Annotated in this window: 17 protein-coding genes and 5 pseudogenes; 5 read left to right on the top strand and 17 right to left on the bottom strand. The window is 65.7% G+C overall.

From position 1 onward, the window contains the following. Positions 1–351 precede the first annotated feature (351 nt). The 10 genes and pseudogenes from AC0IX7_RS19930 to AC0IX7_RS19885 all read right to left on the bottom strand — a co-directional run bounded on the left by AC0IX7_RS19930 (position 352) and on the right by AC0IX7_RS19885 (position 9106). Entirely contained in the window at positions 352–678 is a 327-nt protein-coding gene (locus tag AC0IX7_RS19930) for a hypothetical protein (protein ID WP_471813587.1), read from the bottom strand. After that, positions 645–1160 carry a transporter gene (locus AC0IX7_RS19925; RefSeq protein WP_471813585.1) on the bottom strand — a complete coding sequence of 172 codons (516 nt, stop codon included), beginning with the start codon at positions 1158–1160 and terminating at the stop codon, positions 645–647. Before AC0IX7_RS19925 ends, AC0IX7_RS19930 begins: the two co-directional genes overlap by 34 nt. Before the next feature lie 319 nt (positions 1161–1479). Continuing rightward, positions 1480–2250: an exodeoxyribonuclease III gene (xth, locus tag AC0IX7_RS19920; RefSeq protein ID WP_471813583.1), complete on the bottom strand. Its 771-nt coding sequence runs from the start codon at positions 2248–2250 to the stop codon at positions 1480–1482. Between the two features lie 8 nt (positions 2251–2258). Further along, the gene (gene erpA, locus AC0IX7_RS19915) at positions 2259–2597 is read right to left on the bottom strand and encodes an iron-sulfur cluster insertion protein ErpA (RefSeq protein WP_471813581.1); all 339 of its coding nucleotides are present in this window, start codon (positions 2595–2597) and stop codon (positions 2259–2261) included. A gap of 220 nt (positions 2598–2817) precedes the next feature. Next, a pseudogene (locus AC0IX7_RS19910) lies at positions 2818–3459 on the bottom strand (M23 family metallopeptidase); the annotation flags it as partial. Between the two features lie 23 nt (positions 3460–3482). Next, the gene (locus AC0IX7_RS19905) at positions 3483–3647 is read right to left on the bottom strand and encodes a hypothetical protein (RefSeq protein ID WP_471813579.1); all 165 of its coding nucleotides are present in this window, start codon (positions 3645–3647) and stop codon (positions 3483–3485) included. Positions 3648–3915: 268 nt separating this feature from the next. Beyond that, positions 3916–4380 (bottom strand): peroxiredoxin, encoded by a 465-nt coding sequence (locus AC0IX7_RS19900; protein WP_471813577.1) that lies wholly within the window; start codon positions 4378–4380, stop codon positions 3916–3918. Continuing rightward, a pseudogene (locus AC0IX7_RS19895) lies at positions 4373–7056 on the bottom strand (bifunctional [glutamine synthetase] adenylyltransferase/[glutamine synthetase]-adenylyl-L-tyrosine phosphorylase). Before AC0IX7_RS19895 ends, AC0IX7_RS19900 begins: the two are co-directional and overlap by 8 nt. A gap of 288 nt (positions 7057–7344) precedes the next feature. Continuing rightward, a complete protein-coding gene (locus AC0IX7_RS19890; protein ID WP_187504894.1) occupies positions 7345–7998 on the bottom strand; it encodes a sigma-70 family RNA polymerase sigma factor in 654 nt (217 codons plus the stop codon). Between the two features lie 304 nt (positions 7999–8302). Beyond that, positions 8303–9106, bottom strand: a complete 804-nt coding sequence (locus AC0IX7_RS19885) for a response regulator (RefSeq protein WP_187504893.1) — start codon at positions 9104–9106, stop codon at positions 8303–8305. 131 nt (positions 9107–9237) lie between these two features. On the opposite strand from AC0IX7_RS19885, the gene AC0IX7_RS19880 reads away from it, so the two are divergent. Further along, positions 9238–9555, top strand: coding sequence for a NepR family anti-sigma factor (locus AC0IX7_RS19880; protein WP_471813575.1), 318 nt, complete (start codon positions 9238–9240; stop codon positions 9553–9555). Here the strand turns inward: AC0IX7_RS19880 and AC0IX7_RS19875 are convergent. Then, complete coding sequence (locus AC0IX7_RS19875; RefSeq protein WP_471813573.1) at positions 9512–10045, bottom strand: hypothetical protein; 534 nt, start codon at positions 10043–10045, stop codon at positions 9512–9514. The genes AC0IX7_RS19880 and AC0IX7_RS19875 overlap by 44 nt on opposite strands. Before the next feature lie 194 nt (positions 10046–10239). On the opposite strand from AC0IX7_RS19875, the gene AC0IX7_RS19870 reads away from it, so the two are divergent. Further along, positions 10240–11181: a sensor histidine kinase gene (locus tag AC0IX7_RS19870; protein ID WP_471813571.1), complete on the top strand. Its 942-nt coding sequence runs from the start codon at positions 10240–10242 to the stop codon at positions 11179–11181. A gap of 358 nt (positions 11182–11539) precedes the next feature. Continuing rightward, a complete protein-coding gene (locus AC0IX7_RS19865; protein WP_214655136.1) occupies positions 11540–11674 on the top strand; it encodes an entericidin A/B family lipoprotein in 135 nt (44 codons plus the stop codon). Positions 11675–11764: 90 nt separating this feature from the next. Here AC0IX7_RS19865 and tatC read toward each other — a convergent pair whose 3' ends face one another. From tatC to AC0IX7_RS19840, 5 genes and pseudogenes are all read right to left on the bottom strand, one after another. Then, the gene (gene tatC, locus AC0IX7_RS19860; protein ID WP_055880910.1) at positions 11765–12547 is read right to left on the bottom strand and encodes a twin-arginine translocase subunit TatC; all 783 of its coding nucleotides are present in this window, start codon (positions 12545–12547) and stop codon (positions 11765–11767) included. A 399-nt stretch (positions 12548–12946) separates the two neighbouring features. Further along, positions 12947–13158 (bottom strand): annotated as a pseudogene (gene tatB / locus AC0IX7_RS19855) (Sec-independent protein translocase protein TatB); the annotation flags it as partial. A 53-nt stretch (positions 13159–13211) separates the two neighbouring features. Continuing rightward, complete coding sequence (locus tag AC0IX7_RS19850; protein ID WP_187504890.1) at positions 13212–13457, bottom strand: twin-arginine translocase TatA/TatE family subunit; 246 nt, start codon at positions 13455–13457, stop codon at positions 13212–13214. A 35-nt stretch (positions 13458–13492) separates the two neighbouring features. Continuing rightward, a pseudogene (gene scpB, locus AC0IX7_RS19845) lies at positions 13493–14096 on the bottom strand (SMC-Scp complex subunit ScpB). Continuing rightward, positions 14093–14813 (bottom strand): annotated as a pseudogene (locus tag AC0IX7_RS19840) (segregation and condensation protein A). The pseudogenes scpB and AC0IX7_RS19840 overlap by 4 nt, the downstream one beginning before the upstream one ends. Positions 14814–14918: 105 nt before the next feature. Here AC0IX7_RS19840 and AC0IX7_RS19835 point away from each other — a divergent pair. Both AC0IX7_RS19835 and map read left to right on the top strand, forming a co-directional pair. Further along, positions 14919–15125, top strand: a complete 207-nt coding sequence (locus AC0IX7_RS19835; RefSeq protein ID WP_471813569.1) for a ParD-like family protein — start codon at positions 14919–14921, stop codon at positions 15123–15125. 1 nt (position 15126) lies between these two features. Next, on the top strand, positions 15127–15957 hold the full coding sequence (gene map, locus AC0IX7_RS19830) for a type I methionyl aminopeptidase (RefSeq protein WP_471813567.1): 831 nt from the start codon (positions 15127–15129) through the stop codon (positions 15955–15957). Positions 15958–16300: 343 nt separating this feature from the next. Here the strand turns inward: map and AC0IX7_RS19825 are convergent, their stop codons facing one another. After that, positions 16301–17302 carry a glycoside hydrolase family 3 N-terminal domain-containing protein gene (locus AC0IX7_RS19825; RefSeq protein ID WP_471813565.1) on the bottom strand — a complete coding sequence of 334 codons (1002 nt, stop codon included), beginning with the start codon at positions 17300–17302 and terminating at the stop codon, positions 16301–16303. Between the last annotated feature and the right edge of the window lie 5 nt (positions 17303–17307).

Raw genomic sequence — 17307 nt, 5'->3', positions numbered from 1 at the left:
CCTGACTTCCTCGGGGGCTGACGTCTTAGCGGATCCAACTTCTTAGGGGAGCGACTTCGTTGGAGAGCTTACTTCCCTCCCTGGAAGGGAGGGGCCTGGGGTGGATCGGCCCGCTTGAGCCACTGCCGTCTGGAGTGCGCGGACACCGACCCACCCCAACCCCTCCCTTCCAGGGAGGGGGAATGTCGGCCTGCATCCAGCCCGATCGGCCTTCTCGACTGGCCGGATCCTTGGCGAAATCCACACCTTGATACCCAACAACAGCGTGTTTCCCCGCGAAGGCGGGGATCCAGACTGGGCTCCCGCCTTCGCGGGAGAACAAGGTGGCGGGAGCGGCATCAATTATACCCCCTACTCCCGCTTCCCCCCACCAAACGGCATCTTCAGCGTAACCGCGCCGCCCTGTCCGCTTGCGCCAGGCAGTTCGGTACGAATGGCGTGCACATTCCCCGTGCCGCCCCCAGGCAATCGAAACGACAGTGGATCGCCGCGTGCAGGCTGGACCGGCTCGGCAAGTGTCCCAAGTCGCCGGTCGGTCGGTCGTACGCAGACGACGATCTCGCCATCGGGATCAGCCTGCACCGGACACGGCATCGTCGCGCGCGCCACGCGCTTGCGCAGTTCCGGCGGGAGCGGCGGCCCGGCTACCGCTTGCAGCAGGAGCAGGCCGACCAGCATCTAGAACCTCCGCGATACCCCCGCATACACCCGGGCATCGGGGTATCATCGTTCAGCCCCGCCGCGCCGAGCATGTCGAACTGGAGATCGTCGCTCGCCATCCACGCCAGCGACAGCGCGGCGAGCGCCTGCGACGTATGCTTGTCCGGATCGTTGTCGCGCAACGCCTGCAACTCACCGGTCAGCGTGACGGCCTTCGACACCGCGACCGACAGGCCGGCTGTCGAACTATACGCCAGATGCCGGCCATTGCCGTCCTGGTCGACCGCCGCATCGATCTCCGGCGTCAGGTCGAGCGATACCGCGTCCGACAGTTCGTAGGTCAACGGCACGAGAAACCCCGCGCCCCAGTCGCCCGCGCCGATCGACGACCGGCCGACCGGCAGCGTCACGAACGGCAGCACCGATACCGACAGGTCAGAGCCGTCCGGGTGGTGGAGGTTCGCCTTCATCCCGAGCGAAACGTCGCCAACGCCGTTCACCAGAATCGACCCCGGTCGAGTCGCGCATCCGGTCGTGCCCTAACGGCGTCCAGCCGATCCGCGCCTCGATCGTGTCGCTGACGCCGACGCGGACCAGCGTGTCGCCTAACAGGATGTTGTCCTCGCGCGAGCCCGGCTGGTCGTCGCGCGTCCAGTCGGCCAGCGACGTCTCGACGGAAATACGCCCCGGTGCGATCGTACAGGCGGGCGTATCGAGACCCGGCCGATCCGGGCAATATTCGCGTTCCTGCGCTGCCGCGGCCCCGGAGAAGACTAGCTAGGGAAAGACCGGAAAGTGCGATGCCCAGCAGCAGTCGCTTCACCGTAACCGAACCCAGGTCGGCGCGTGGTCGCTGGCCTTTTCACGGCCGCGATATGCCTTGTCGACGCCCGCATCGACCATCCGGTCGGCGGCCTGCGGGCTGAGCAGCAGATGATCGATACGGAACCCGGCATCGCGCTGCCATGCGCCGGCCTGGTAATCCCAGAACGTCCAGACGCCACCCTTCGGGAATTGCGTGCGCAATGCGTCGGTCCAGCCCTGCGCGACGAGTGCGCGGTAATGCTCGCGGCTTTCGGGCTGCATCAGCGCATCGTCCTGCATCGCGCGGACCGAGTAGGTGTCGTCGTCATTGGCGATGACGTTGTAGTCGCCTGCGAGGATCGCCGGCTTTTCCTCGGCCAGCAGCATGCGTGCGCGCTCGGCGAGACGGTCCATCCAGCGCAGTTTATAGTCGAATTTCGGGCCCGGCTGCGGATTGCCGTTGGGGAGATACAGCGCAGCGACGATCAGGCCGTCGATTTCCGCCTCGATGTAACGGCTGTGCTCGTCCTCGGGTTCGCCTTCGAGACCGCGCTGGCGGACGACAGGCGTGCCGCTCTTTGCGAGGATCGCGACGCCGTTCCACGCCTTCTGGCCGTGCCAGACCGCGCCGTAGCCGACCGCTTCTATGTCCGCGATCGGGAAGGTGTCGTCGCTCGACTTGAGCTCCTGGAGGCAGACGATGTCGGGTTGTTCTTCGACGAGATACTCGATCAGCCGCGGCAACCGCGCTTTGATGCCGTTGACGTTGTACGTGACGATTTTCATGGGGCGGATCAGACCGAGAAGCTGGAGCCGCAGCCGCAACCCGACGCGGCATTGGGATTCTCGACCTTGAATGCGGCGCCGGCGAGCGATTCGACGTAATCGACCGCACAACCGCGGACGAGATCGATGCTGATGCTGTCAACGACGAGCTTTACGCCGTCATGCTCGGCGATGACGTCGTCGGACTCGACCGTGTCGGCGAACCCGAATTTATACTGGAACCCGGAACAGCCACCGCCATCGACCGAGAGCCGGAGGATGGCCGGCTTCCCCTGTTTCACGGCGATCGCCGCGACGCGCGCCGCAGCGGAGGGGGTGAGGATGATGTCGGGAGCCAGCGTTGCCATGGTTTGGAGATAGGGGTCGAGTAACTTGCGGCAACCTCGCGGTTTGCGGGATCTGGGAAGCCGGCGGTGCTCTTTTGACCGGGTAGATCTGAAACCGGATAGATCGTTGGGGTATCGGTTGGTTCTTCTCCCCTCCCTGGAAGGGGGGCGGGGTGGGTCAGCTTCCGTATCGGCGAAAGGTTGCGTCAAGGCTGGCCTACCCACTCCCAGCCCCTCCCTTTCAGGGAGGGGAGCCTCGTGTCCCAGTCAGCCCAGCGCTGCAGCTCCAGTCCTGCGCGGCGGGGCCGCCCGTCGAAACGGGGATCGCTTTGACCGAGCGGTCCTGTGCCGCCAGCAGATAATCCGCGGTGGTCAGGAAGGGGATCGGGTTTACGGCGTGGCCGTCAATACGGACTTCATAGTGAAGATGCGGGCCGGTCGAGCGACCGGTCGAGCCCATCAGCGCGATCAGCTGGCCGCGGGTCACGCGGGTATTGTCGGCGACCAGGATCTTCGAAAGGTGACCGTAGCGGGTGGCGATACCCTTGCCGTGGTTCAGCTCGACCAGATTGCCGTAGCCGCCCTGGCGACCGGCGTGCGAGACGACACCGTCGGCGGTGGCGTAGATCGGCGTGCCGACCGGGCCCGGGATATCGACGCCTGCATGCATCGCCGCGGTCCCGCGGAACGGATCCGAGCGGATGCCGAAATTGCTGGTGAACGAGAGCGAGTGGACCGGCTGGACCGACGGGATCGCGATCACGCCCTGCTGCGTGGCGTCGAGCTTCTTCCAGGTCTGGAACAGCGTGCGGAACTGCGCGTCGGCGCGGAGATCGGCGGTGGCTTCCTCGGTGTTGGCGGCGATCATCGGACCACCCGTCGCAGCGCGGACATCGTGCGCCTGGCTTACGACCGTCTTGGCGGGCCCCCGGCCTGCGCTGCTGCGGTCGAAGCGAACCCGGCGACACCCATCGTCGCGGCGATCGCATATTGCCCGATCGAAGAGAATTTACGCACCGCGAACACGGCCTTGAGGCGTGTCACGATGGCGGCAGCGGTAAAATCGACCATTGGTCCCCGACAAAAAATGCAGGGCCGTTCGCCCAAGACGGACGGCTCCGAAACTCTGTCCTGACTCGCAGCCCCTCCGCGCACCAGACGAGTGGAGTTAGGCCGGATACCGCCGCGACGGGCAAGAGCGCGACCCCGTTCGCGCGGCGGAGCGGCAGGCTGATACGGCGAGTTGATGGAATCACCCGCCTGGCGCAGGGAACGATCGCGGAACGTCGCCGATGGCCAACGGAATATCCGCGAATCTCCGCCCGTTACCGTCAGCAGTTCAGAGCGCCTTTGCGGCTGCCAGCACGGCCTCGGCATGGCCCGGCACGCGGACCTTGCGCCACGCTTTCACCAGCGTGCCGTCGGCGCCGAACAGGAACGTCGCGCGCTCGATCCCCATGTATTTCTTGCCGTACATCGCTTTCTCGACCCAGACGCCAAATGCCTCGCAGGCGACTCCGTCGACATCGCTGGCGAGTCGTACGGTAAGCGCGTGCTTGGCGCTGAATTTCGCGTGGGAGGCGGGCGTATCCTTCGAGATGCCGACGACCTTCACCCCCGCCGCGTCGAACGCGTCGGCGAGCGCGGAAAAGTCCTTCGCCTCGGTGGTGCAGCCCGACGTGTCGTCCTTCGGATAGAAATACACCACGAGCGGCGTGCCGAGACTGGCCAGCGACACGGCTGCCTCGTTGCCCGCATCGTCAATCGTGACCGTCACGTCCGGAATCTTCGACCCTTCATCCATCCTGCTCTCCCGTCACTTGCGCCCAGAACCGGCGGACTTCCTGCCGCGTCGATTCGAGCGTGGCAACCACCGCCGGCCAATCCGCGACCCCGATCGCGCGCGCGATCAGCGCTTCGGTGGCGTGGCCCGGCGGCGCGGCATCGGGCGCGACGAGGCGGAGCGTGACCAGCAACCGGGTCAGCACGTCGTGCGCGGCGCGCAACGTGGGCGGGACGAGGCCTTCGGTCGCCAGCCGATCGATCGCGGTACCGAGATTGGGGTCGAAGCCGGCGCGGTTGACGAGCTGAACGACGTGCACTGCGAACTCCAGGTCGACGAGGCCGCCGGGGAGGAGCTTGGCATCGAGCGGTCCCTTGGGCGGCTTGTGCGCCGCCATGTCCGCACGCATCGACTTCGCCTCGGCGACCACGTCGCGGGTCGGGCGATCGCCTTCGAGCACGCCGCGCACGATGTCAGTCACCGCGGCGCGCGCGTCCGGCGACCCGAACACCGGCCGCGCCCGGGTGAGCGCCATATGCTCCCACGTCCACGCATCCTCGCGCTGGTAGCGGGCGAAACTGTCGAGCGTGACGACCAGCGGCCCCTGCCCGCCCGACGGCCGCAACCGCGTGTCGATCTGGTAGAGCGGGCCTGCGGCCGTCGCGACCGACAGCGCCGCCGTCACGCGCTGCGCGAGGCGGTTGTAGTACAGGGTCGCGCCGAGCGGCTTCGGGCCATCCGACTCTGCCGCGAAGTCGCCCGTAAACAGATAGATCAGGTCGAGATCGGACGCGTGCGTAAGCATCGCGCCGCCCATCCGCCCGAGCGCGAGGATGACGAGTTCGCTGCCCGGCACGATCCCGTGCGCCTTAGCGAACTCGTCGATCGTCGCGCGCGCGAGCACGCCGATCGCCGCCTCCGCAACCCGCGCATAGCCCGCGGCGACGTGCAGCGGATCGGACGCGCCTGCGACGATTTGCGCCCCGAGCGCGAACCGCAGCTCGCCGACGACCCGGCGGACATGATCGAGCCGCGCCTGGTAGTCGCCCCCGACCTCGCCCGCGCGCATCGCCGCCTCCAGCGCCGCGATATCGCCGACCGGTTCGAACGCGGTCGCGTCGATCAGCCCGTCGAGCAGATCCGGGCGCCGACCGAGATCGTCGGCAAGCGTCGGCGCATGGCTGAGGATCGCGGCAAGCAACGTCGCCAGCCCCGGCCGCGCCTCCAGCAGGCGGAAGATGTTGATCGCGCTCGGCAGGCGTTCGAGTAGCGCATCTAGCCTGAGCAACGCCGCCTGAGGCACCGGCGCGGTCGCGAACGCCGTGACGAGAGTCGGCAGCACCGCCTCCAGCGCCTCGCGCGCAGCCGGACTGCGCAGCGCCGGATACGCCCCGCCCCGCCACGCCTCGATCCGGCGGCGTGCTGGCTCGGGCTCGTCGAACCCGGCAGCGGCGAGATCGGTCTCGAGCGTCACCGCGTCGTGCGAGAAAGCGGGGCGCGCGGTGTCGTCGAGCGCATCGTAGATCCGGCCGGTCGCCGCCACCCGCGGGGCGAGCAACGCCAACAGCGCGCCGGCATCCTCCAGCCCGTGCAGCTTGGCCACGCGGTCGAGCGCCTCCCGGTCGGCAGCGCGTGCGTCTGGCGATCGTCGATCATCTGCACGCGGTGTTCGATCGTCCGCAGCAGCGTGTAGCCGTCGATCAGCGCCCGCGACTCGTCGGTGCCGATCCAGCCGGCGTCCGCCAGTCGCGCGAGCGCGTCGCGGGTCGCCGGCGCGCGGACGCTGCGATCGCGCCCGCCGTGGATCAATTGGTGGATCTGCGCGAAGAACTCCGCCTCGCGGATGCCGCCACGGCCACGCTTCAGGTCATAGCCGGGACCGAACGCCTGCCCCTGCGAATGGTGATCCCGGATCCGCGCGGAGATGCCGCGTATCTCGCCGATGGCGCCGAAATCGAGCGCGCGCCGCCACACGAACGGCCGGATCGCATCGAGAAACCGCTGGCCGAGCGCGATATCGCCCGCCGCCGCGCGGGCGCGAATGAACGCGGCGCGCTCCCACGGCAGCGCCTGCGCCTCGTAATAGCCGATCGCCGCCTCCACCGGCAGGACGATCGGCGTGATCTCGGGCGAGGGTCGCAAGCGCAGATCGACCCGCAGGACATAGCCGTCGCCGTCGCGCGCCTGGAGCAGCTCGACGACGCGCTTGCCGATCCGCACCGCCGCCTGCTCGGGCTCCTCGCGCGGTTTCAGGGGCAGGGTCGCCGGATCGAACAGCAGGATCGGATCGATGTCCGACGAATAATTGAGTTCGCCGCTGCCCTGCTTGCCGAGCGCGATCGCGGTGAAGCCGAGCGGCTCGGCGCCGGGCGTCCGCTCCTCGATCGCGGTACGGATGGCGGTGTCGAGCGCATGGTCGGCGAACCGGGTCAGCGCGCCCGTCACCGCGGTCAGATCGAGCACCCCTGCGAGATCGCCGATCGCGACGTTCAGCGCCATCGCCCGCCGCTCGAGCCTGAGCCGTTTTGCAACCGGCATGTCTGGGGTCGCGCTGGATGCGCACAGATCGAGCTGTCCTTGCGCAAGCGCCTGCGCAAGGACGGGCTCGCGGTCTAGAATCATGGCGAGAAAGGGCGACCAAAGACGTGCTCGGCCCAGCGCGTCGTTTATCGCATGTTCAGATTCGAAATCGTGCATGCTTCGCTACTATAGAAAGTAACGATGTCTTGACATGGGGAAGCAACGAAACCCGCAATCGACCGTTCTAACGTGCATGACTTACGCACTACACATGATTTGCGGTGACAAGAACGGGCGACAGACCGTTCGCGGGCCTCGTGTGACCGACGTTATAGGCTATGCACTCCGTGGCGCATTCGATGAGCCGCGCGGCCTGCCGGACGATATGGTGCGGATGCTGCAACAGATGGACCGCGTTCGGCACTGATCGCGCCGACAGATTGAATGGGATAATCCGAACCGGGATCAACGACCCCGGCTGAGTTCCTCGACATCGCCCATGATCGAGTCGAGCGCAGTCTTGCTCGTATCGGTTTCGTGATCGCGCCGTGACGGCAACGAGCCGTCGGTCAGGATCGTTTCCAGCGCGACACGGCCACGTGCAACCCGGCTCTTGATCGTGCCGACTGCCACGTTGCAAATCTCCGCTGCCTCTTCATATGCGAAACCACCGGCACCGACGAGGATCAGCGCCTCGCGCTGCGGTTGCGGCAGATGCATGAGTGCACGCTGCATGTCGCCCAGTTCGACATGACGATCCTGGCTCGCCGGGGCAGCAAGAATGCGATCCGCGACCAGATCGTCCCACTCGCCCTTGAAGCGCGCACGACGCATCTGCGAGAGATACAGGTTGCGCAGGATGATGAAGGTCCATGCACGCATGTTGGTGCCGGCCTGGAAGCGCAGACGCGCGGCCCATGCCTTCAACAGCGTCTCCTGCACCAGATCGTCCGCGAGATCGCGGCTGCCCGACAGCGAGCGGCCGAACGCACGGAGATGCGGGATCACCTGGGCAAGCTGAACCTTGAACTCGGCATCCGACAGCGAGACGTGCTCGACCGGTACGACGACCTCGTCGATCTCATCATCGGTGTCTGCACGCGGCGCAGGCTGGGTCATGGTAATCCAATCAATCCCGATAAAACTGCCGAGCGGAGCGACAGACATAGACGCAGGTTACCAGCATTGCCAGTGACCTACGCAAAATTCAGATTAGCGGAGAACGAGAAATCCGAAGATCACAATGACCAAAACCAGCGAGATCGCCAGTATATATCGGGTCATGTGAGGGGTGGATCCCGCTCTCGCGTCATCGGTCTCGATATGGATCGGTTCGTTTGGATCAGCCATGACCCCTAAACCATCGAGAACCGTTTTGGGTCCGTAACCGTCTGGCGAAAACGGACCCGATACTCGGTGACGATCAGGCAGTCGGAACAGTTGCCTGGTCGAAGAACAACGCCTGGCTGATGGCAGCCTTGACGGTCGAACGCTGGAACGGCTTGGTGATCAGGAACGTCGGCTCGGGCCGCTCGCCGGTCAGCAGGCGCTCGGGGAACGCGGTGATGAAGATCACCGGGACCTCGAACTCGGCCAGGATGTCCTTGACCGCGTCGATGCCCGAGCTGTCATCGGCGAGCTGGATGTCGGCGAGCACGAGGCCCGGCCGCGTTTCCATCGCCAGCGCGACCGCTTCGTCGCGGGTGACCGCAACGCCCGTGACGTCGTGGCCGAGATCGCGGACGATCGTCTCGATATCCATCGCGATGATCGGCTCGTCCTCGATGATCAGGACCTTGGCGCGGGTCTGGTTCTCGATTTCCGACAGTGCATCGGCGACGAGGTCGTCGACTTCGCTCGCGTCGACTTCGATCAGGTATGCCGCGTCCTCGGGCGTGAAGCCCTCCATCGCGGTCAGCAACAGGGCCTGACGCGACAGCGGCGTCATCCGTGCGAGACGCGCGCGAGCCACGGCTTCATGGCCCTCGGCCTCGCCGAAACCCTCGTCGCCGACCTCGTCGAAATTCGCCGAGTTCCAGATCGCCTGGAACATCCGGTACAGGCCGAGACGCGGATCGACGTCGCGCGGAAATTCTTCCGGTGCGGCGACGATCGCCTCCAAGGTAGCGCGCACATATTTGTCGCCATGCATCTGGCTGCCGGTCAGGGCCCGGCCATAGCGCCGCAAAAAGGGAAGGTGCGGTGCGAGTTGCTGTCCTAAAGACATGGGTAACGAATACTCCCTGATCCTGTGCGGCCCCTCATGTGTCGGGCGGCTCGCGTCATTGCAATGGCATCGGTCGAAAATGCTACCGGTCCGTCCGTTCCGGGTGCATCATTGCCCGGCGAGCGAACGGAATGACACGGGAATGCGGATTTTTCGGTCGAACGTGGAACTATCGAGATGCTATTTGGTTTCACGAGCATCTTTTCGCGAGTGTGCAGCCTGATGCCCGAGGGTCCAGCCATACTCATCGTCATCTGATTGGTTTGCGTCGTGCAGGGGAAGTTTTGAGTTTGGGCCACGACACGGAGAAGACAGTGCCTGCAACGAAGCCCCCGAAGATCCAGAACAAGGATCAGCAAATGGGCTCGGCGCTGCGCTCGGTTTATCAGAAGACCGTCGACGAGGTTATCCCCGACGACCTGCTCGATCTCCTCGGTAAGCTAGACTGACGGCGGGCCGCATGGCCTCGCCACCCGATACGAACCCGACACTGCAGGCAGACACCGTGGCCGAACGCCGTTTCATCTCGGCGATGGGTCGCCTGCCGACCGGTGCCAAGCTTTTCCTGATCATCAGCGCTGCGCTCCTGCCGCTGGCGCTGATCGCGGTCTTCGCGACCTTGCAGACCACCCGCCTCGCGGATGCCGAGGCACGCGCACGCCTGCGGGTCACGGCGAACGAGAGTGCGCGCGCGATCGCGATCGAACTCGTCGGCGACATGACGGCCTTGCGGGTCGCGGTGAATGCGCTCGGCACCGATCCCGCCGACGCCCCCAGCTGCGCCCGCGCGCAGGGCGTGTTCGCCCAGCAATCCTCGGCCGGCACCCGCTTCATCATCACCGATCGCAAGGGCAACGTCCTGTGCGGCGTCCCGTTGCCCAATCCGGTCACGCTGCGGCAGGACGACATGCCCATCGCCGCCGCGATCGTCCCTGACAACGGCCTGCTGCTCGCGATCTCCGGCCCCGGCGGCGATACCTCCGCCCGCGCCTATTTCCCGCGGCCCTTCCTCGAGAAGATCGGGCAGCCATCGACCCGCGCATCGGCGTTCAGCAGCGCGATCGTCCTCGACGAGGATCTCGCTGCATCTGGAGACGATTCCGGACGAACGCCCGCTCGATCGCATGGAGACGATGCGGACCGAGCTCGGCGTCGCGGGCCTTGCCCTGCGCACCAGCATCCGCAGCGCGCCCGTCACGTCGTCGCTGATCGTCGCAATGCTGCTGCCGTTGCTGATGTGGATCGCCGCGGCGAGCATCGCGTGGTTCGTCGTCGACCGCCTGCTGATCCGCCCTCTCCGCCGCCTGCGCGGTGCGGTCGCCGCGTTCACGCCCGGAGAGGAACTCGACTTCGGTACCGTCCATACCCTGCCCGCGCAGGAGATCCGCGAGCTGGGCGAGACGTTCCAGGCGATCAGCCGCACCGTCGCGCTGCACGAGGCCGGGCTCGCCGAAGGATTGGTCCGCCAGACCAAGCTGACCCGAGAAGTTCACCACCGCGTGAAGAACAACCTCCAGGTCATCTCCAGCCTGATCAACTTCCACGCCCGCAGCGCGCCGAGTGCCGATGCGACCGCGGCCTATTCCTCGATCCAGCGCCGCGTCGATGCGCTCGCCGTCGTCCACCGCAATCACTTCGCCGAACTCGAGGAAAACCGCGGGCTCAACCTGCGGACGATGATCGGCGAACTCTCCGCCAACATCCGCGCGACGGCGTCCGATCGGTCGCACGGGCTGGGCATCACGCTCGATGTCGATCCGTATCTGGTCAACCAGGACGTCGCGGTCGCGATCGCCTTCCTCGTGACCGAGACGATCGAGCTGGCGATGACGTGCGATCCCGCCGCGCAGATCCGGATCGTCGTGAAGCCTGCCGACAAGCTCACCGACAAACCCGATCGCGCACTGTTGCGGGTCGTGTCGCGAGCCCTGGTCGAGAGCGATGCTCTGCGCGAGGCCGCCTCGCGCTACGGACGCGTGATGGAAGGCCTGTCGCGCCAGTTGCGCTCGCCACTCCACCATGATCCGCTGGTCGGGGCCTATGAGATCGCCGTCGCCATCACCGGTCGCGACTGACCGGGGAAGTATTGCGGTGTTTCATGCCGCGACGTTAACCAATTCAAATTAAACTCGGATTTTTAATCGAGATTCTCGAAAAACGCGGGAACCGACTTCGGCGGTCGCCGTTCTACACTTCGGATAGCGAATTTATGCCCCCGCTCTCGCTATCCAGAACACAGGCCCGGTAGCATCACCCTTCCCCCCCGGTGATGCTTCCGGGCCTTTATCGTTCGGAAGAGCGGCAGCTTCGCTTAGATGTGTGCCCCCCTTAAGCGCCACAAATCGCACGCCTTCTGGTTTCGGCATCGGAACGAATGCGGCGCCCGAACATTTCACCTCCGGTGGCATTCAAGCCCTTCTTGGAGGAAGTATCATGCGTAAGTTGGTTGGACTGGCCGTCGTCGCAGGCGCGCTCATGGTTTCGGCATGCAACACCGTCGAGGGTGCAGGCAAGGACGTCGCATCGGCAGGCAAGACCGTCGCGAAGACCGCAGACGGCGCCAAGTAAGCCCTTGCGCTTCTGGTATGGAACGGGGCCCGGTGCACATGCACCGGGCCCCGTTTTCGTATCGGCGTTCTACGCTCTTAACTCTCGACCTTAACTCTCGACGATGTCGGTGGACTCGCCCTCGACCGCCTTAGCCTTCGCCCGGCTGCGCTCGGTGAACCAGATCCCGATCAGCGCGAGTTCGTACAGGATGACCAGCGGGATCGCGAGCAACAGCTGAGAGCCGATATCCGGCGGCGTCAGCACCGCGGCGATCGCGAACGCCGCGACGATCGCATAACGCCGCGCGCCGATCAGCTGTTTCCGCGTGACGATCCCCGCCCGCTCCAGCAGCATCAGCAGCACCGGCAGCAGGAACGAGATCCCGAAGCCGAACAGGAACTGCATGGTGAACGACAGGTAATTGCCGATCGCCGGCAGCGCCTCGCGGTGGATGCCGCCGACCATGCCGTCGAACCCGAGCAGGAAGTGCAGCGCCATCGGGATCGCGATGTAATAGGCCATCGCCGCGCCGGTCAGGAACAGCACCGGCGTCGCGAGGATGAAGGGCAGAAGCGCGCGCTTTTCCTTCTTGTAGAGGCCGGGCGCGACGAACTGCCAAAGCTGGTTCGCGATCACCGGGAAGGACAGCATCATCGCCGCAAAGAACGCTACCTTGATCTGGACGAAGAACGCCTCGAAGATCTCGGTATAAATGACCTTGTTCTGCCCCGCCGCGAGCAGCGGGTGGACCAGGAAGCCGAAGATGTCCTCGGCGAAATACATCGCGATCCCGAACGTCACGATCAGTGCGGCAATGCAATATAGCAGCCGCCGCCGCAGCTCGATCAGATGGTCGAGCAACGGCGCCCGGCTTGCGTCGATCTCGCTCATGTTCTGCTTTCGGCGTTATGTGCGGCGATCACGACGGGTCCGCTCATGATGGCGCCACGTCGGACTTGCCGGTCTTGTCGTCGGGGTGAGGCGCGGTCGTGACCGGCGTATCCAACGGGACATCGAACAGGTCCGGGGCACGATGGCCGACCGGCTTGTGCTCCTGGTCGACAGGCGCCGACGATACCGTCGGCGGAGCGGCAGCGACCACCGGCTTCTCGACCATCACAGGCTCGTCCGTATGGTCGCCAGCCGCCTGATCTTCGGCCGTATGATCAGGCGTATGATCACCGGACCGATAGTCGCGGCGATACTCTTCGGTCTCCGGCGAATGCACGACCTGTGCAGTATCGGCCGCGCCGTCCGTACCCGTCTGCGGATGCTCGCGCATGATGCGTTCGTTTTCCGACGCCCAGCGCTTTTCCATCTCTTCGAGTTCGGCCTCGCGGACCATCGAGATCGAAGCCCGAGCGGAATTGCCGCGCGACACCGCGCGCCTTGCCGACCCAATAGCCGACCACGCGCATCGCCTTGGGGAGATCCTTCGGACCGATCACGACGAGCGCGACGAATGCCACGAGCAGGAACTCGGAGGGCGCGATATCGAACATTCAGCCGCGCCTATCTAGGGTCTTCAACTCTGCCAACTTCAAGCACGATCGCTTCAGGCAGGACGGTCGTCGCGGACGCGATTGCCGTCGCGATCGAACGCGGGATCGGCCGACTTCTGCGCTTCGATCCGCGCCGATGGCTTGGCCGGCGTCTCGTCGTCGGGCTCGGCCATGCCCTTCTTGAAGTTCTTCACGCCCTTGGCGACGTCGCCCATCAGGCTGGAAAAACGACCGCCGCCAAGAAGGAGGATCGCGACGACCGCGAGGACGAGCAAGTGAATCGGGCTAAAACCGCCCATGGCCATTCTCCTGAAAACTGAACCCTATCTAAGGCTCATCCCGCCTCAATGCCAGAGATTGCGCCATCCCCACCGCCATCTTCGCTATCTTCGAGCCGATCGAAGGCGAGATCGACCGGATCGAGCAGCCCGGCGGCGCGCAGATCGTCGATCCCCGGCAGATCGCGGCGGCTGGCCAGCCCGAAATGGACGAGAAACTCGGGGCTGGTCGCGAACATCAGCGGCCGCCCGGGCACCTCGCGCCGCCCCGCCGGTTTCACCCAGCCCGCCTCCATCAGCACGTCGAGCGTCCCCTTCGAGATCTGTACCCCGCGAGATCGCCTCGATTTCCGCGCGCGTGACCGGTTCGTGATAGGCGATGATCGCCAGCGTCTCGATGCCTGCGCGACTGAGCTGGCGCGGTTCCTCGCGGTCGCGGCGGAGCATGTGCGCCATGTCCGGCGCGGTCTGGAACTGCCACCGCTCGCCGCGGCGGACGATCTGGATACCGCGCCCGGCATAGTCGGCGGTGAGCCGGTCCAGCGCCACGCGGACATCGCCCGCCCCGACATGCGCACGGATCGAATCGATCGTCAGCGGGGTCTCGGCCGCGAACAGCACCGCCTCGACCGCGCGCACGAAACCATCCGGCGGCGTCACGCGCGCGCCCTCAAATAGAGTGGCGCGAACGGCGAGGCCTGGCGCAGGTCGATCTTCCCCTGTCGCGCGAGTTCGAGTGCCGCGACGAAGCTCGACGCCAGCGCCGATCGCCGCAACCGTTCGCCGGCTGGGGGCAGAAAACTCTCGATCACGCTCCAGTCGATCCGTTCGCCGACCAGCATCGACACGCGTTCCAGCGCCGCCTCGAGCGTCATCACCTCGCGGTCGGCGACGACATGCATCACCGGCCGCGTCCGTGCGGAAATCCGGCCATAGGCGGCGATCAGGTCGAAGATCTCCGCCTGCCACGCCGCCTTCCGCACCGTCCGCAGTCCCTCCGGCGCGCCCCGCAGGAACACGTCGCGCCCGGTCCGATCGCGCGCCATCAGCCGCGCGCCGGCCTCGCGCATCGCACTCAGCCGTTCGAGCCGCAGTTGCAGCCGCAGCGCGAGTTCGTCGGGGTCCGGTTCGGCAAGCGGATCGCGCGGCAACAGCAAGGCGGACTTCAGATACGCCAGCCACGCCGCCATCACGAGATAGTCCGCCGCCAGTTCCAGCTTCAGCGCGCGCGGAATCGACATACGCCAGATACTGCTCGACCAGCGCAAGGATCGAAATCTTGCGCAGATCGACCTTCTGCCCCCGCGCGAGCGACAGCAGCAGATCGAGCGGCCCCTCCCACCCGTCGAGATCCAGCGTCAGTTGGGCGTCGTCCATCGCCGGACGCTACAGCGCGCACCGCTCCGCATCCAGTGTTCGCGTTGACGGCTCGCCCTATGAACCATATACGATTCGTATGGTCGAATGAGCGGAGCGGCAGTCATGGGTATCGTGAAGATCGACGACATACTGCATGAGGATGCGCGGCGCGCGAGCCAGGTCTTATGCCGCTCGATCAATGCGCAGGCGGAGTTCTGGATGAAGATCGGCATGCTCGCCGAGGCCAATCCGACGCTGTCGTTCAACGATATTGTCACCGCGCAATTGGCTGCGGCATCGGTACGCGTCGCCGATAAAACGGCTGCCTGACATGGTGAAGATGCCGGACGAGCTGGCGCTGATGCGCGTATCGGGGGCGTTGCTGGCGTCGGTATTTGAGATGCTCGACGCGCAGAATCTGGCGGGGCTGTCGACGTTGCAGGTCAACGACATGGTCGACCGGTTCATCACCGATGATCTCGCCGCCCGGCCCGCGAGCAAGGGGCAATATGGCTTCGAATATGTGCTGAACAGTTCGATCAACCACGTCGTCTGCCACGGCGTGCCGAACGCGAAAGACATCATCCGCGACGGTGATATCGTCAATCTCGATATCACGCTGGAGAAGGACGGCTTCATCGCCGATTCGAGCAAGACCTATGTCGTTGGCAATGCGCCACCCGCTGCAAAGCGCCTGGTGAAGGTCGCGCAAGAGGCGATGTGGCAGGGCATCCGCCAGGTCCGCGCGGGCGCGCATCTCGGCGACATCGGCTTCGCGATCGAGCGTCACGCGAAGAAGAACGGCTATGCGGTGGTGCGCGACTATTGCGGGCACGGCATCGGTCGCGAGATGCATGAGGAGCCGCAGGTGCTCCATTTCGGGCGTGCGGGGACCGGCATGACGCTGCGCGAGGGGATGGTGTTCACGATCGAGCCGATGATCAACCAGGGCACGCGCGAGGTGTCGACCGAGGAGGACGGGTGGACGGTGGTGACCGACGACGGCAAGCTTTCGGCGCAGTTCGAGCATACCGTGGCGGTGACCCGGGACGGGGTCGAGGTGCTGACGTTGCGGGGGACGAGCGGGCGCGGGGGCTGGCGTGATGGGGGTGATGGCGGGAGCGCTTGGCCGTTCGCAGCCCATTCCGTTCGTGCTGAGTAGCGACTGAGTAGGCTCGCCAGAGCCGTATCGAAGGCGCGTATCGAAGCAGGGGTTCCACCCGCCAACCTGTCCTTCGATACGCCGCTTCGACAAGCTCAGCAGCTACTCAGGACGAACGGGGGGTACGAACGGGGGTGGTTTAATCCTTCCCGAGCATTGGAGCATTGGAGCATTGCAGGATAGAGCGCCGCCGACTGCTTTGGGCATCACCCCGGTTTGGGCACCACCCCGGCGAAGGCCGGGGCCCAGTTGGGGGACGGTACCGACTGCCGCTGCGCTTCGTTACTGCGACCTTTCCAACTGGGCCCCGGCCTTCGCCGGGAAGGTCGCCTAGTGGCTCACCTCAAACCCGCGCCAGCAAGGCATCCCGCGTCGCGATCAACTCCGCGAAATCACCCTTGCCCGTGCCGACCGACGCCATCGCCCGATCGAGCCGCGCGCACGATATCTCCGATATCTCGCCCAAGCGCCCGGCGATCTCGACCATCTCGTCCATCCGCGCCCAGCAATCGAGCACTACGTCGCACCCTGCCGCGATCGCCCCCGCCGCCTTGTCGCCGGCGGTGCCCGACAGCGCCTTCATGTCGATGTCGTCGGTCATCAGCAGTCCGTCGAAGCCGATCCGCTCGCGGATTATGCGTTCGATGACGGTTGGCGACAAAGTCGCGGGGCGTTCGGCGTCCCACGCCTCGAACACGATGTGCGACGTCATCCCCATCGGCGCTTGATTGAGCGTGCGGAAGGGTTCGAGGTCGACCTTGAGTTCGGCGTCGGTCGCGGTGACGGTCGGCAGGTGGTGGTGCGTGTCGAGCTTGGCGCGACCGTGGCCGGGCATATGCTTCACCACGCCGACGACGCCGCCCTCGGCCAGTCCCTCCAACGTCGCCCGGCCGAGCGCCGCCACCCGCATCGGGTCGGAGCCGAACGTGCGACAGGACACCGCCTCGGTCGTATCGGGTTGCGCCACGTCGAGCAGCGGCGCGCAATCGACGGTTATCCCGACCTCGCTGAGCATTACGCCGAGCGCCTGCCCGTTTGCCCGCGCCGCCTGGATCGCGGTCATTGGAGCGCGTTCGTAGGCTGCATCGAACACCGGGCCGGCTGGGAATGCGGGCCATTCCGGGGGCCCCATTCGCGCGACGCGGCCACCTTCCTGATCGATCAGGATCGCCAAGTCGTCACGGCCGGCCAGTTCGCGGAGCGAGTCCGTCAGCGCCCTCACCTGCGTACGATCGACGATGTTGCGCTTGAACAGGATGTAGCCGGCGGGTTCGCACTCGGCGAAGAACGCGCGTTCGGCGGGGGTGATGACGGGGCCGGACAGGCCGAAGATGACGGGCTTCATGCACT

The organism is Sphingomonas sp. AC411, assembly GCF_979253035.1.
This window is presented reverse-complemented; position numbering and strand designations above follow the sequence as displayed.